Genomic DNA, 14,364 nt, shown 5'->3' on the forward strand with positions numbered 1-14,364 from the left:
GAGGGACTCTTTTGCAAAAAACGAAAATTGCGGCTGAGATAATACTCCAGCCAAAGGGCCGCCTTGCTGGGCCGCAGCGGAAGTGGGAGCTGTTCGTTAAGGATATGAAGCGGGATAAGCATTTGTTTGTCCTGCTGATTCCTTATATGGCGCTGTTTTTGTTATTTACGGTGCTGCCGGTCATCATTTCTATCTTTTTCAGCTTTACGTATTTTAATATGCTTGAATTTCCGCGCTGGGTTGGCTGGGAAAATTATTCCAAGCTGCTTTGGGATGACGATGTGTTTCTCATTGGGCTTAAAAATACGCTTATATTTGCCGTCATAACTGGCCCGGTCAGCTATATCGCTTGTTTCGTATTTGCATGGCTTATTAACGAGCTTAATCCGAAAATCAGAGCCTTTATGACGCTCGTGTTTTTCGCGCCTTCGATATCGGGCAACATCTTTTTTATTTGGCAAGTTATTTTCTCAGGCGATTCGTATGGCATTATGAACGGCTTGCTGATGAAGCTCGGGTTTATTTACGAGCCGATTTTATGGCTGCAAAATCCCGATTATATGCTCAAGATTATTATTATCGTCCAGTTATGGCTCAGCCTTGGAACCAGCTTTCTAGCGTTTATTGCCGGCTTGCAGACGGTTGACCGCACATTGTACGAGGCAGGGGCGGTGGATGGCGTGAAAAATCGCTGGCAGGAACTTTGGTTTATTACTCTTCCATCCATGAGGCCGCAGCTGATGTTTGGCGCCGTCATCCAGATTACGTCTTCCCTTGCAGTAGCAGAAGTAGCGATGGCTTTGGCTGGCTTTCCGAGCGTGCAGTATGGTGCACATACCGTCGTTACCCATTTGGTCGATTACGGTACGATTCGTTTTGAAATGGGCTATGCGTCTGCGATCGCGACTGTATTATTTATGCTGATGCTGGGCACCAATCTGGCCGTTCAAAAGTTGCTGAAGAGGGTGGGGGAATAGGCGAGATGAAGCTGGCCATGCGTCTGAGAAGAAGAGTGAACCGGTCCTGGCAGGTGGATATAGTGCTGCTCCTTGTACTTGGCCTGTTTGGCTCCTTTATGGCAGTTCCGTTGATCTATGTCATTAATAATGCATTTAAGCCGCTTGATGAGTTGTTTATATTCCCGCCTACGCTGTTTGTCAGAAATGCAACGCTTGAAAATTTCGCGGATTTGTTTCAAGTTATGAAAAATTCGTGGGTTCCATTTTCCAGATACATCTTCAACACCTTTTTTATTACAGCAGCAGGAACGGTAGGACATATTTTACTGGCATCGGCGGCGGCTTACCCGCTGGCCAAGCATAAGTTTCGCGGACACAAAATGCTGTTCACGGTTATTGTGCTTTCGCTGATGTTTTCCCCGCATGTGACGGCAATTCCCAATTATATGATCATGTCCGTGCTGGGGTGGATGGATTCGTACCAAGCTGTAATCGTTCCGGCTTTTGCCTATCCGCTTGGCCTATATTTAATGAAACAATTTATGGAGCAAATACCGGATGCTTTGCTGGAAGCCGCCAAGATCGACGGCGCCAGCGAATACCGAATATTTTGGCAGGTCGTTATGCCGCTCGTCAAGCCTGCCTGGCTGACATTGTTAATCCTGATGCTGCAAATGCTTTGGGGAACCGATGGCGGCAGCTTCATTTACAGCGAACAGCTCAAGACGATGCATTATGCGATGGGACAAATTATTCAAGGCGGTATTGCCCGCGCAGGGGTTGGCGCCGCAGTTGCCGTAATTATGATGGTTGTGCCAATCGTGACGTTTATTTTTTCACAGAGCAATGTCATTCAGACGATGGCTTCGTCTGGGATGAAGGACTAAAGCGATGGGGGCGTATGGATTGATAATAAAGCGAGCGATTTTGTTATTGGCTGCTGTGCTGCTCTTCGCCTGCTTAAGTCCGAAGCTGGCTTACGCGTCGCCGTATGAGGGATATACCTATTCCTATTGGGGGGAAGCCGTTCATTCGCCAATCGCGTATCTTCCTTCCAAGTCGATAACGGGTCAGCAATTAGGGATAGGGCCATGGCGTTCTCCAGCTGATCTGTTTGCTGGTCTTGACGGTCATTTGTACGTTCTGGATTCAGGAAACGGGCGAATTGTTGTGCTTGACAGCAACTGGGAGGTTGTCCGTCAAATAAAGGGGTTTCAGAATAATGGAAAGCAGGATGGCTTTAATAATCCAGAAGGCCTCTTCGTGACGGAGAGCGGTCATATTTTTGTGGCGGATACCGAAAATAGGCGCGTGATTGAGCTCGACAGCAGCGGAGCGTTCGTTAGAGAAATTTTTGCGCCAAAGTCGGAGGTCATCAGCAGCAATTTCGAATATTTCCCCCGAAAGGTCATCGTGGATAAAGCCGGCCGCATTTACGTTGTCGCCAGAGGTGTCTTCGAGGGTATTATAGAGTTCGACAGCGAGGGCGGCTTTACCGGATATATGGGGACGAACCGGGTGCGGTTTGATCCTGTGGATTTGTTCTGGAAGACGGTATCGACAAAAGAACAACGGGAAAAGCTGATCCGCTTTGTCCCTATTGAATTTAACAATGTAGATGTGGATCGGGATGGGTTCATCTTCACGACGACAGCCGACAAGCAGACGCTTGCCCCTGTCAAAAAACTGAACCCAGCTGGCATTGACGTCATTCGCTTAAACGGGAATATCGGTCCAGTAGGCGATTTAAGCAGTAATCGCTCCGCCTTCATTGACATTGATGTTAGCGGCAATGGCGTTTACCGAACGCTGGATTCGACTCGGGGCCGGATTTTTACTTATAACGAAGACGGCAGTTTATTATACGTATTTGGCAAGCTGGGCAATCAGCAGGGCACGTTCAAAAATCCGGTTGCGGTTGAAAGCTACGGCAATCGGGTGTTTGTTCTGGATCGTGATCAGGGGAAAATTACCGAGTTTACAGCGACCAAATTCGGAAGTCTCGTGAATGAGGCAAACGGATTATACAGCATAGGCAAGCACGATGATGCAGCAAAGCTGTGGAAGGAAGTGCTCCGGCTCGATGCGAATTATGAAATGGCCTATATTGGCATGGGCAAGTCGATGCTGCGCCAAGGCGAATACAGGCAAGCGATGACTTTTCTGAAGCTGGGCAATGACAGAGTATATTATTCCAAAGCCTTAACGAAATATCGCAGGGAGTTTATGCGCGAGCACTTTGGGATTTATATGACGGTACTGATCCCGCTGATCTTGATCGTTATCGTCGTTCGTCGAAGCATGAGGCACAGAAAGGGGGAGCTGAAACAGGATGCGGTTTCTCAAGGAGGCTAGGTACTCGCTGCACGTTGCATTCCATCCCTTTGACGGGTTTTGGGACCTGAAATACGAGAACAAAGGAAAGCTCCGGATCGCGCTTGTCATTTTGCTCGCCGTCACGGTTACGATGATTCTGAAACGCCAGTATGCTGGCTATGTCGTCAACTTTAATCACCCGCTGGAACTAAACAGCTTTGATGAATTAAAGTACATTGTGCTTCCATTCCTCCTATGGTGCGTCGCGAATTGGTCGCTCACTACGCTGATGGATGGAGAGGGGAAATTTCAAGAGATTGTCATCGCTACGGGGTATGCGATGCTTCCTTTGATCTTGATCTATTTGCCCAATATGCTGCTCAGCAATGTAATTACGCTGCGGGAGGCCTCCTTCTATTATTTGCTGGAATTTGCGGCGACGTTATGGTTTGTTTGGCTGCTGTTTATTGGAACGATGACGGTTCATCAATATACGGTTACGAAGACGATTATGACGATGCTGTTAACGGTTGTAGTGATGGGCGTCATTATTTTTCTAGGGCTGCTATTTTTCAGCCTGATCCAGCAAATCGTCAGTTTTGTGTACACGATTTACCAGGAACTTTCATTGCGAGCATAAGAAAGGAGGGCAAGCGGTGAAGCGGAAGCTTGTGATCGTCATGACGGCAGCCATTACCGGCTGCTTGCTTATAGCTCAAGGCAGCAATTTCGCAAAATATGCGTCAGAGGTTGTAGCTGCTCCTGCACCTTCGCCGACTAGCGGACCAATTAGCGGGCCGGCAGCCTCAAGCAGCCCTTTTGGCGAAATCTCTTCGTTGCCTGAAGGGATGGAAACGGCGGCTGAAAATGAATTTTTAGCCTTGTATGTCAACGCTGAAACGACGGAAATTGCGGTTAGGGACAAGCGAAGCCAAGCGATTTGGTATTCCAATCCGCAAAATCGCGAAGCTGATCCGGTTGCAACTGGCTACAACAAGACGAAGCTGAATGTGCAGGTCGAAATCAGTTATTTTGACGGCGCAGGAAATGCATTGAAATATGATAATTACACCCATAGCGTTCAGAACGGCCAGTATGCCATAGAGAAGGCAAAGGACGGACTGGACATCGTCTATACGCTAGGTGAGGTTAAAAGCGGCATAGAGGCCATTCCTAAATATATTAGCGCGGACCGATTCCAAGCCGTCATTTTGGATAAAATCGAACGGTCGGCGGACAAAAGAGAAGTGGAGAAACGCTTTAAATATGATGAGGAAAACCTGCGTTATGAAAGAAGGGACTCCTCCTTTAAAGGAATCGGATTATCCAAGGTTACCGCAATTTTCAATCAGATCGGCTATGACGAGGAGCAGAGGGCAGTGGATAAGGCGGCGTATGGCGAAGCGTCCTCTGGCAGCGCCAGCGTTCGGATTCCGTTGCATTATCGGCTGGATGGGGAGCATCTGCTCGTGAGCGTTGCGGCGGGCGAGATCGAATATCCGGCTAATATAAAAATTCAGACGCTGTCCCTGCTTCCGTTTTTTGGCGCAAGCGGGCGCGAGGATGAGGGCTATACATTCGTTCCAGATGGGTCGGGTTCGCTAATCCATTTCAACAATGGCAAAACCTACGATGCGCCTTTTCGGACGGCCCTTTACGGCTCCGATGCGTCTATTAGCCGGCTCATCAAAATTCAGAAAGAAGAGGCTGCGCGCTTGCCTGTATTTGGCATGAAATATGAGGATCGGGCATTTGTTGCGATTATTGAGAAGGGTGATGCAGCCGCCGCGGTCGAAGCGGACGTTAGCGGCAGGCTGAACGATTACAACACCGTGCTCCCCAGCTTTACGCTGACTAATTTGGAGGAGGTTACCTTAACGAACGGGTGGCGCTCCAGTACGGTCAAAAAATTTCAAGCGGAGCCCTTTGATGGGGAAATGACCGTTCGTTATGGCTTTCTCGGCACGGGGGAGGCCAGCTATTCGGGCATGGCGGCGCATTACCGTCATTATTTGATCGAGCAAATGGGTCTAGCAAGGCTGCCCGATGATGGGAAGGTTCCGTTCTATGTTGAGCTGATTGGCGGCATACCGAAGAGGAAATTTTTCTTGGGCATTCCTTATAACGCCTATGAGCCGCTTACGACGTTCAATCAGGCGGAGTCTATTTTGAGCCAAATGCTGGATAGGGGAATCGGCGGCATTAAGCTGCGTTATACGGGTTGGTTTAACGGGGGGCTAAGCCATAATCTTCCCAATTCGATTGCTGTTGACAAAAAGCTTGGCGGAAGCAAGGGCTTAAACGAGCTAAAGGCATATGCCGATGCGAACGGTATAGGATTGTTTCCTGATGCGGCCTTTCTTGAGACAGCACCGCAAGCGGATGGATTCAATAAGTCGAGCGAAGCCTCCCGATTTATTACGGGCCGACTGGCGGAAATTTATTCTTATAGAGCGTCCACCTTCAGTCAAGAGGATGAACGCGAGCCTGGTTATGTAGTGAGCCCGAAATCGCTGCCGCGCATAACAGCTGGATTTATGGACGATTATGGGAAGCTCCAGCTCTCGGGACTGTCTCTGCGCGATCTTGGCAGCGAGCTGAATTCCGATTTCAATCGTTCCGAGGTCATTAATCGCGAGGAAGCGAAAGAGATCGTCAAGCAGCAGCTGAAGCAAATGAGCGGCTCTGTCAAGGAGCTGCTGGTGGAGGGCGGAAATGCCTATTCTGTGCCCTATGCGCGGCATATTGTTAATGCGCCGATATCGAGCAGCAGCTTTAATCTGACGGATGAAAGCGTTCCGTTTTTTCAAATGGTTTATCACGGCTACGTTTATACCGCTGGTAGCGCTTGGAATATGGCCGATGATCAGGACTCCTCCTACAACTTTCTGAAGGCGCTGGAAACGGGCTCTTCTTTGCATTACACATGGTTTTTTGCTGATTCCTCCGCGATCAAAATGACGGAATTCGACCATTTGTATTCCGCCGATTATCGGGGCTGGATTGACGAAGCGGCGCAGAGGTATGGCGAGCTGAATAACGTTCTCCGCGATGTGCAGTCTCAAGCAATTATTGATCATCGGGCACTGGCAGATGGAGTGTACCAGACTACTTTTGAAAATGGGAAAGTCATTATCGTCAATTATAACGATGCTGTGGCTGAAGTGGGCGGAATTACAGTTAAGGCAAAGGACTATTGGGTGGGAGGTGAATCTCAGCGATGAGGTTCAGGAAGCTTTCGCTTGAGCAAAAAAACAGATATTACGGGCTGTATTTCATTCTTCCCTGGTTTGCAGGCTTTTTGTTCCTGTTTATCGTGCCGCTGCTGTCATCGCTTCGCTACAGCTTTAGCAATCTGCAAGTCACGAATGACGGCTTTAGCTTGGATTTTATCGGGCTGTCCAATTATCGGGAAGCCTTGTTGTCACATGAATCGTACGTCAGAATATTGACGGAATCGGTTGTGGATATTGCAGTCAACACACCGCTTATTATTATATTCAGCTTGTTTTTTGCGGTGCTGCTTAATCAGAGATTTAGAGGACGGGTGCTGGCCCGGGCCATTTTCTTCCTGCCCGTTATTTTGGCATCGGGCATTATTGCCAGCATTGAGAACGGGGATTTGATGCAATCCGTCGTGCGAAGCGCAAACGATACAGCAGGCGGAGGCCTGTCCATCATGAAAAATTTAGAGCTCGCCGTCCTGCTCATCGAATCAGGTGTAAGTATGACCTTTGTACAGTATTTGACAGGTGCCGTCAGTCGAATTTATGAGATTATCAGCCAATCGGGTGTCCAAATTGTTATTTTCCTGGCCGGTTTGCAGTCGATTTCTCCTTCATTGTATGAGGCGGCCAAGATCGAGGGCTCCACTGGCTACGAAGCGTTCTGGAAAATTACGTTTCCGATGATCAGCCCGTTAATATTGACGAATCTCGTTTATACGATAATCGACAGCTTTATCAGTGATGAAACAAGCCGACTTGTCGTGGATACAGCGTTCAAAAGCTATAATTTTGGCCTTAGCGCAGCTATGGCATGGCTGTATTTTGTTATCATTGCGCTTGTGCTGTGGATTACGACGTCCATTGTTTCACGAAAGGTTTTTTATCAAGATTAGCGGCCTGAAGGAGGAAGGACATGAAGAAGGAAATCGCTGAGGTGGGGCAGCCAATGAAAGATGAATTATTGCACCGCATGGCGTCGGCTGCCTATTGGCTGGAATTTGCGAAAAAATGGCTGTGGATAACCGTCCGATTCGTGCTCATATTCGGCATAGCGTTTGTCATCATCTATCCGATTTTATTGAAGCTGTCGATTGCCTTCAAAAGCATGGATGATTTATATGACTCCACGGTCATTTGGGTGCCGCATACGCTGACGCTCGACAATTTTAAGCTCGTATTCCAAGCGATGAACTATCCGCAAGTGCTGCTCAATACGCTGCTGCTGTCTTCTGCGGTCATGCTGCTGCAGACGGCGACCTGCGTGCTTGCCGGCTATGGCTTTGCGAGAGTGAAGTTCAGGGGAAGCGGCCTTTTGTTCGCAGGCGTTATTTTTACGATTTTGGTGCCTGCCCAAACGATGATGGTTCCGCTTTATTTACAGTTTAAAAATTTCGATCTATTCGGGCTGATTAAGCTGATTCAGGGCGAGCCCGCCAATCTGATAAACACCTACTGGCCATTTATAATTTCGGCAGCGCTGGGCATGGGGGTAAAGACGGGTTTATATGTGTATATTTTTCGCCAGTTTTTCAAAGGAATCCCGCGAGAGATTGAAGAAGCCGCCTATGTGGATGGAGCCGGGTACTTTACAACGTTTAGAAGAGTCATCCTGCCTAATGCGGTGCCGTCCATGGTGGCCGTCATGCTGTTCTCCTTCGTCTGGCAATGGAATGATTCTTTCTTTACGAACATGTATTTGAATGAGCCAAAGGTTATGTCGTCGATGATGGCATCTTCCGGCTATGCCATTGCTACATTCCTTAGCGGAGGCGGGCAGGCGGAAACCGCTTCCTACGTTCAAGATCCATTTTTTATGTCTATGATGATGAATACGAGCGTCCTGATGGCTATACTGCCGTTGATTATTTTATATTTGTTTGTGCAAAGGCATTTTGTAGAGAGTGTCGAACGATCAGGCTTGGTCGGATAGGAGAGGCGGATGAAAAAGAAATGGGCAATGGTTACCGTTTTGGCGTTCATGTCAGCTTTAGGCTTGTATTTCGCTTTCATATCGGATCGTTCCGATAGCGCTAGCAGCCCGACAGAGGAGGAAGCGCAAGTCCAGCAGCAGACGCCGCCGGATGCTTATGTATCGCTCGATGGAGCGGTCCGCTATCAAACGATTGATAATTTCGGCGCGTCCGACGCATGGTCGATGGACCCTCTGGGCAAGTTTTGGACAGAAGAAAACAAAAATCGCGTGGCGGATTTGCTTTTTTCACGAGAGAAAGGAATTGGCCTGTCGGCCTGGCGCTTTAATATCGGTGCAGGCTCCATTGAAACGGACCAATCGCGCATTCCAGATCCATGGAGGCGGGCGGAAGCATTCAAGCTTTCGGAGGAAGGGGAGTATGACTGGAGCAGGCAGGCGGGTCAGCAATGGTTTCTTCAGGCTGCAAAGGATCGGGGGGTGGATACCTTCATTGCATTCGTGAACAGCCCGCCAGTCTGGATGACCAAGAACGGTCACGCCCAACCGGATGAGGAGGTTGGCTCCACCAATCTGAAAGAGGGATATGAGGATGAATTTGCAGCGTTTTTAATTGATGTTTTGGAGCATTTTAGCGAGGCAGGCTTGGACTTCGAATATATAAGCCCAATTAATGAGCCGACCTGGGATTGGAATAGGGCTCAGCAAGAAGGCAACCGTTATAACAACGATGATCTTAAGCATGTCCTTCTTGAATTGTATCGGCAATTGCAGGAGAGCGGACTTGAGGCACAAATCAGCGCCCCAGACGGCGTAGAAATTACAGCACTGCTGGATGATGAATATTACGGGCAGTTTGCAGGGGGAGAGAGCTATTCGGGCGGTGCCAACAGCCTGGGAACAGGAAAATACCGGGAATATATCAAGGAGCTGCTCGGTGATCCTAAGCTCAAGGAGGCGATTGGCAATAAAATCGCTTCGCATTCCTATTGGTCCGACTACAGCAAGCCAGGTGATGACCGACTGGGCAAGCTTAGGCAATTGCTGAATGCCAATCTGAAAAAATACGACGAAGAGGCTAAATACTGGGTAACCGAATATTGTATTCTTGGCGATTACGGTCCGGGGCGTGACCTTGGCATGGAGCCTGCTTTGCATGTAGCTCGCACGATTCATTTTGATTTGACGGAGGCAAACGCAGCGGCATGGCAGTGGTGGACAGCGGTGTCCAAGGTCGATTACAAGGATGGACTGATCTATACTGATTTTAGCGAAGCGGGTGATGAGCAAAATATTTTGACCTCCAAAATCATGTGGGCGCTCGGCAATTACAGCAAATTTATACGTCCGGGCGCGCAGCGCATCTCGCTTAAGGGACTGGATGAAGATGCGCGCAGCGGTTTGCTGGGCTCGGCTTATGTACATGCTGGAGAACAGACGGTTACGGCTGTGTTCGTCAATGACAGCGAGGACGATAAGCGTGTTCGGGTTTCATTGAATGGCGTGGAGCAGCACGCTTCCATTGCATTTATGGCATCATATATGACGTCGGCGGGCCAAGATCTTGTCCGTGGGGAAAACGTTCCCGTACTGGATGATCATTCGTTTGAAGCAGTGATTCCAGCGAAGTCCGTCGTCACCTTGACGGGAGGTGGGGCTGATGGTACGGTCGAATGACAAGTAAAAATGAAAAAGATAGCTATAAATGAAAACGAATAGCAGGAGGTAGAAGGCGTTGATGGCCATTCATCAACGCCTTTTTTGGCAATTGGATGTATAAATTCAGCCTCCAGCTTTCATATTAATAGTTATAAAATGATGAATGACAAAAAGGAGAATTGATGATGCAGCAGCAAACTACAACGAATAACAATACACAGAAGGCAATAAACAAAAATCACGGAGGACATGAGCTTTTTGATTTGCAGGAGGTATTGAATTGCAGCATTAGCGCAATGGATCAATATATGATTTTCAGACAATATGCACAGGATCAGGAGCTGCTTAATCTTATCGACAAGCAATATCAATTTATGCAATCGCAATATAATTTGACGGCTGAATGCTTTAAAACCGGTCAGGAGCCAAGTCAAAAAACATCAACGTATTTGATTAAAGAGGTAACACCGACCGTATTCGGCATAAAGCAAAGCTCGCCAAAAAAACCGATTCAATCACTAGCAGATGTCAACGATGCCGGAGTATGTGGTTTTATGCAAGGCATCGTTAAAAAGCATGCATCGCTGTTAACGACGTCGGCTCTTGAAGCAACGAACCCGGTTGTTCGTCGTGTACTCGCTTCCCAAGTGCAAAACTTTATTGAAATGTCCTATGAGCTCTTTCTGTATCAAAATAAAAATGCCTATTATCAGGTACCGCAATTAAACGATGCCGATATGCAGCAAATTTTGAATACATTTTTGCCAATCGCTGAAACGCCGCAAATGCCAGAGTCTAATAAAGGAACAGCCCTACATTGACAGTAGCTTTCAGAACAAAATAAAAGTTTAATGTTGAATTACGTACCCATATGCAGCTTAAAAGACGCCCGGTTCCCATTTCGGGCGTCTTTCTACTTAGAAGAATTGGAGGGTGACTAGGATGATCAAGCAGGATATTCTATCTGTTGCTGCATTAGGCGGGGTAAATGAGATAGGTAAAAATATGTATATCCTACAATACGCTGACGATATTATCGTAATTGACTGTGGATCAAAATTTCCCGATGAGAGTCTTTTGGGGATCGACCTCATTATTCCGGATGTAACCTATTTGTTAAATAATACGGACAAGGTAAAGGCTCTAATCATCACACACGGACATGAGGATCATATAGGCGGCATCCCTTATTTATTGAAACAATTGAATATCCCGATTTATGCCTCAAGATTAACCGTAGGTCTGATTGAATTAAAGCTGAAGGAGCATGGTCTTCTTCGTACAACGCAGTTAAATTTAATTGATGCAAATTCTCGTATCTCCTTTGGTTCCATTCAGGTGTCTTTTTTCAGTACTAACCATAGTATTCCGGATTGCTTGGGAATCGCCATGCATACACCGGAAGGAACGGTTGTACATACAGGCGATTTCAAATTTGATATGTCACCTGTCAATCATCAATACCCTGATCTACATCGAATGGCGGACATTGGTAAAAACGGCGTGCTGCTGCTGTTGTCAGAGAGTACGAATGCAGAACGGCCTGGTTTTACGCCATCGGAACGTCTTGTTGGGGATCACCTTACAGAAGCGTTCAGCAAAGCTCAACAGAAGGTGTTTATTTCAACTTTCGCCTCTAACGTCCACCGGGTTCAGCAAATTGTTGACGCGGCCGCCAAAACGGGACGAAAGCTTGTCCTGCTTGGTCGAAGCATGGTGAATGTTACTTCTGTCGCTAAGGAATTAGGCTATTTGAACATTCCCGAGGATATGCTTATTGATGCTGGAGATACAGATCGTTATGCCCCTGAAAATATTGCCGTCCTATGTACAGGAAGCCAGGGAGAGCCAATGGCTGTGCTTTCTCGATTAGCAAGCTCGAATCATCGGCAAATTGAAATTATGCCGGGTGATACGGTTATTATTGCCGCAACCGCAATTCCGGGCAATGAGCGCAATGTTGCGCGCATTATTGACAATCTTTATTTACTTGGTGCAAATGTCATTTACGGCTCGGGAAGCGCAACAGGGATGCATGTTTCTGGTCACGGCAATCAGGAAGAGTTGAAATTAATGCTTACCCTAATGAAGCCCAAATACTTTGTTCCGGTTCATGGCGAATTTCGCATGCTTTATCAACACCGGCTGCTTGCGATGTCGGTGGGAGTTGACGAGGAGAACATTTTTATCGTCAACAATGGGGAGACCGTGGAGATCGAAAACAAAATCGCACGTAAAGGCGGTAAAATTCCTGCGGGCAATATGCTGGTGGACGGATTAGGGATTGGAGATATTGGGAATGTGGTGCTGCGCGACCGTAAGCAGCTCTCGGCCGACGGTATTCTTATTATTGTCATTACGCTTAGTAAAACGGAAGGGCATATTCTGTCCGGGCCAGACATCATTTCCCGTGGATTTGTTTACGTTCGTGACTCCGAAGCGCTCATGCGAGAGATCAATCAGCTCGTGGAATCGACAGTTGAAAAACTGCTGGAGGAGCATGGGAGCCAGTGGAATATGGTAAAGAAAACGTTAAGGGATGCATTAGGGCGTTTCTTATTTGCACAGACCAAAAGAAGGCCAATGATTCTACCGATCATTATAGAGGTGTGAATAAGAAAGCTTTTTCTGTTAATCATATAGGGATGTTTTTCGAAAGGAGGGATATGTTTTGGCTAAGCAGCAAGGCCATGGGGCACAAAATACAACGACTCGCACCTCGGATAAGCAAGGCAGTAAAGCAAGCAAAGTCGGAAATAAGTCATAGTCTGTAACCTCCCTTGCAGCCTTTGGATCAGCGATGATCTAAAGGCTGTTTTGTATTTCATAACACAGATTCGCTAAGGGTAAGTAAGGGGTATCAATCGAAAGCTCTATCTCAGTGATACATCATATAGGAGTATTACCTATATAATCCGACATATATGTGAGGCTTAACGGCGATAAAATTTTATTTAGTGCGTCATAAAAATATTTATGTTGTATTATAAAAGAGTAATGATGTATGCTATTAGCAAATAAGCGAAGGGGGAATGCGGAAATGCACCGGGGGGTTGGCATTAGTGGAATGGGGAGAATTGGACGGCTGCTCATTAGGAGAATGTTGTCTGAGCCGAATCCAGCAGTAAGGTTGAGGGCCATAAATAGCGTATATCCCGTGGAGACGATTGCTCATCTATTGAAATACGATTCGGTCCATGGGAGCTGGAAGGCAGATATACAGGTTCGCGATCAACAGCTCGTGATTAATGATCAGTCCATAGAAGTCGTATATGAGAGAGCACCGGAGAACATCAAGTGGCATCGTTTTGGCGTTGAGCTTGCGATTGACGCAACCGGGAAATTCAATGATCGGCAAGGTGCGCTTAAGCATATGGCTTCAGGAGCGGAACGGGTGCTAATAACAGCGCCCGGCAAGCAAATGGATCTGACGATTGTAATGGGGGTTAATGACCATCTGTATAGCCCGGAGGAGCATCAGCTATTATCGGCTGCTTCCTGCACGACAAACTGCGTGGCTCCGATTCTTCATGTGCTCGATCAAGCGTTCCATATCCAGTCCGGCTGGATGACGACGGTGCATTCCTATACTTCTGATCAAAATCATTTGGACAATCCGCATGAGGACTTACGCAGAGCTCGTTCCTGCACCCAGTCCATTGTGCCTACGACGACAGGGGTCGGCAAGGCGCTTGCAGATGTGCTTCCGCATTTGTCCTCGCGCATTCAGGGCATGTCACTGCGAGTTCCGACGCAGGATGTATCGCTAATTGACCTCACCGTTCAAGCTGAGCGCCATACAACAGCCGCTGAAGTAAATATGGTTTTGAAAGCGGCTGCAGAAGGCAGCAAGTCTTCTTATATCGGCTTTGCTCAGGAGCCGCTCGTATCAGCCGACTATATTGGCTGTTCAAAATCGGCAATGGTAGACGGATTTTCGACGATGGTTATGGACAATCAGATTAAAGTTATTGCTTGGTATGACAATGAGTGGGCATATGCATGCCGCGTAATGGATGTAGCCAATCTAATGATGGAAAGGGTGAAGGATTCATGCGAAATTACGGTATAGAAATGGGAGCCATTTATTGCAAGCACTGCATGACGCTGATTGATACACAACCAACAAAGAAGGTAACTAATTATTATTCGGATTGCAAGGAAGAGGCCTGTATGGGGGCGAGGTCTGGGGCCGGAATAGGCAGCTCGGAGTACATGCAAGCAAGTGGAAATGGGGCAGGCGGGTACACTGGGACGGGAGGTCAGGCATGAG

Annotated in this window: 12 protein-coding genes; all 12 read left to right on the forward strand. The window is 47.5% G+C overall.

Going from position 1 to position 14,364, the window contains the following annotated elements; translation table 11 throughout:
- The first annotated feature begins 104 nt into the window (after positions 1–104).
- Entirely contained in the window at positions 105–977 is an 873-nt protein-coding gene (locus V5J77_RS08750; RefSeq protein ID WP_338556650.1) for a sugar ABC transporter permease, read from the forward strand.
- Positions 978–982: 5 nt separating this feature from the next.
- Positions 983–1,846: a carbohydrate ABC transporter permease gene (locus V5J77_RS08755; protein ID WP_338555388.1), complete on the forward strand. Its 864-nt coding sequence runs from the start codon at positions 983–985 to the stop codon at positions 1,844–1,846.
- Positions 1,847–1,865: 19 nt separating this feature from the next.
- Complete coding sequence (locus V5J77_RS08760; protein WP_338555389.1) at positions 1,866–3,314, forward strand: gluconolactonase; 1,449 nt, start codon at positions 1,866–1,868, stop codon at positions 3,312–3,314.
- Positions 3,292–3,915 (forward strand): Yip1 family protein, encoded by a 624-nt coding sequence (locus V5J77_RS08765; RefSeq protein ID WP_338555390.1) that lies wholly within the window; start codon positions 3,292–3,294, stop codon positions 3,913–3,915. The genes V5J77_RS08760 and V5J77_RS08765 overlap by 23 nt, the downstream gene beginning before the upstream one ends.
- A gap of 16 nt (positions 3,916–3,931) precedes the next feature.
- Positions 3,932–6,499 (forward strand): DUF5696 domain-containing protein, encoded by a 2,568-nt coding sequence (locus V5J77_RS08770; protein WP_338555391.1) that lies wholly within the window; start codon positions 3,932–3,934, stop codon positions 6,497–6,499.
- A complete protein-coding gene (locus V5J77_RS08775) occupies positions 6,496–7,395 on the forward strand; it encodes a sugar ABC transporter permease (protein ID WP_338555392.1) in 900 nt (299 codons plus the stop codon). Before V5J77_RS08770 ends, V5J77_RS08775 begins: the two co-directional genes overlap by 4 nt.
- Before the next feature lie 20 nt (positions 7,396–7,415).
- Entirely contained in the window at positions 7,416–8,432 is a 1,017-nt protein-coding gene (locus V5J77_RS08780; protein WP_338555393.1) for a carbohydrate ABC transporter permease, read from the forward strand.
- A gap of 9 nt (positions 8,433–8,441) precedes the next feature.
- Positions 8,442–10,109 carry a glycoside hydrolase gene (locus V5J77_RS08785; RefSeq protein ID WP_338555394.1) on the forward strand — a complete coding sequence of 556 codons (1,668 nt, stop codon included), beginning with the start codon at positions 8,442–8,444 and terminating at the stop codon, positions 10,107–10,109.
- A 164-nt stretch (positions 10,110–10,273) separates the two neighbouring features.
- Positions 10,274–10,912 carry a spore coat protein gene (locus V5J77_RS08790; protein ID WP_338555395.1) on the forward strand — a complete coding sequence of 213 codons (639 nt, stop codon included), beginning with the start codon at positions 10,274–10,276 and terminating at the stop codon, positions 10,910–10,912.
- A gap of 121 nt (positions 10,913–11,033) precedes the next feature.
- Entirely contained in the window at positions 11,034–12,704 is a 1,671-nt protein-coding gene (locus tag V5J77_RS08795) for a ribonuclease J (RefSeq protein ID WP_338555396.1), read from the forward strand.
- A 427-nt stretch (positions 12,705–13,131) separates the two neighbouring features.
- Complete coding sequence (gene gap / locus V5J77_RS08800) at positions 13,132–14,163, forward strand: type I glyceraldehyde-3-phosphate dehydrogenase (protein WP_338555397.1); 1,032 nt, start codon at positions 13,132–13,134, stop codon at positions 14,161–14,163.
- The gene (locus V5J77_RS08805; RefSeq protein WP_338555398.1) at positions 14,145–14,363 is read left to right on the forward strand and encodes a GapA-binding peptide SR1P; all 219 of its coding nucleotides are present in this window, start codon (positions 14,145–14,147) and stop codon (positions 14,361–14,363) included. The genes gap and V5J77_RS08805 overlap by 19 nt, the downstream gene beginning before the upstream one ends.
- Position 14,364 lies beyond the last annotated feature (1 nt).

This window comes from Paenibacillus sp. KS-LC4 (genome assembly GCF_036894955.1).
Taxonomy (GTDB): Bacteria; Bacillota; Bacilli; order Paenibacillales; family Paenibacillaceae; genus Pristimantibacillus.

Coding starts and splice junctions, on each gene's coding strand:
- gap (WP_338555397.1), top strand. CDS start 13,132: ATGCACCGGGGGGTTGGCATTAGTGGAATGGGGAGAATTGGACGGCTG.
- V5J77_RS08795 (WP_338555396.1), top strand. CDS start 11,034: ATGATCAAGCAGGATATTCTATCTGTTGCTGCATTAGGCGGGGTAAAT.
- V5J77_RS08805 (WP_338555398.1), top strand. CDS start 14,145: ATGCGAAATTACGGTATAGAAATGGGAGCCATTTATTGCAAGCACTGC.
- V5J77_RS08780 (WP_338555393.1), top strand. CDS start 7,416: ATGAAGAAGGAAATCGCTGAGGTGGGGCAGCCAATGAAAGATGAATTA.
- V5J77_RS08790 (WP_338555395.1), top strand. CDS start 10,274: ATGATGCAGCAGCAAACTACAACGAATAACAATACACAGAAGGCAATA.
- V5J77_RS08765 (WP_338555390.1), top strand. CDS start 3,292: ATGCGGTTTCTCAAGGAGGCTAGGTACTCGCTGCACGTTGCATTCCAT.
- V5J77_RS08775 (WP_338555392.1), top strand. CDS start 6,496: ATGAGGTTCAGGAAGCTTTCGCTTGAGCAAAAAAACAGATATTACGGG.
- V5J77_RS08750 (WP_338556650.1), top strand. CDS start 105: ATGAAGCGGGATAAGCATTTGTTTGTCCTGCTGATTCCTTATATGGCG.
- V5J77_RS08755 (WP_338555388.1), top strand. CDS start 983: ATGAAGCTGGCCATGCGTCTGAGAAGAAGAGTGAACCGGTCCTGGCAG.
- V5J77_RS08785 (WP_338555394.1), top strand. CDS start 8,442: ATGAAAAAGAAATGGGCAATGGTTACCGTTTTGGCGTTCATGTCAGCT.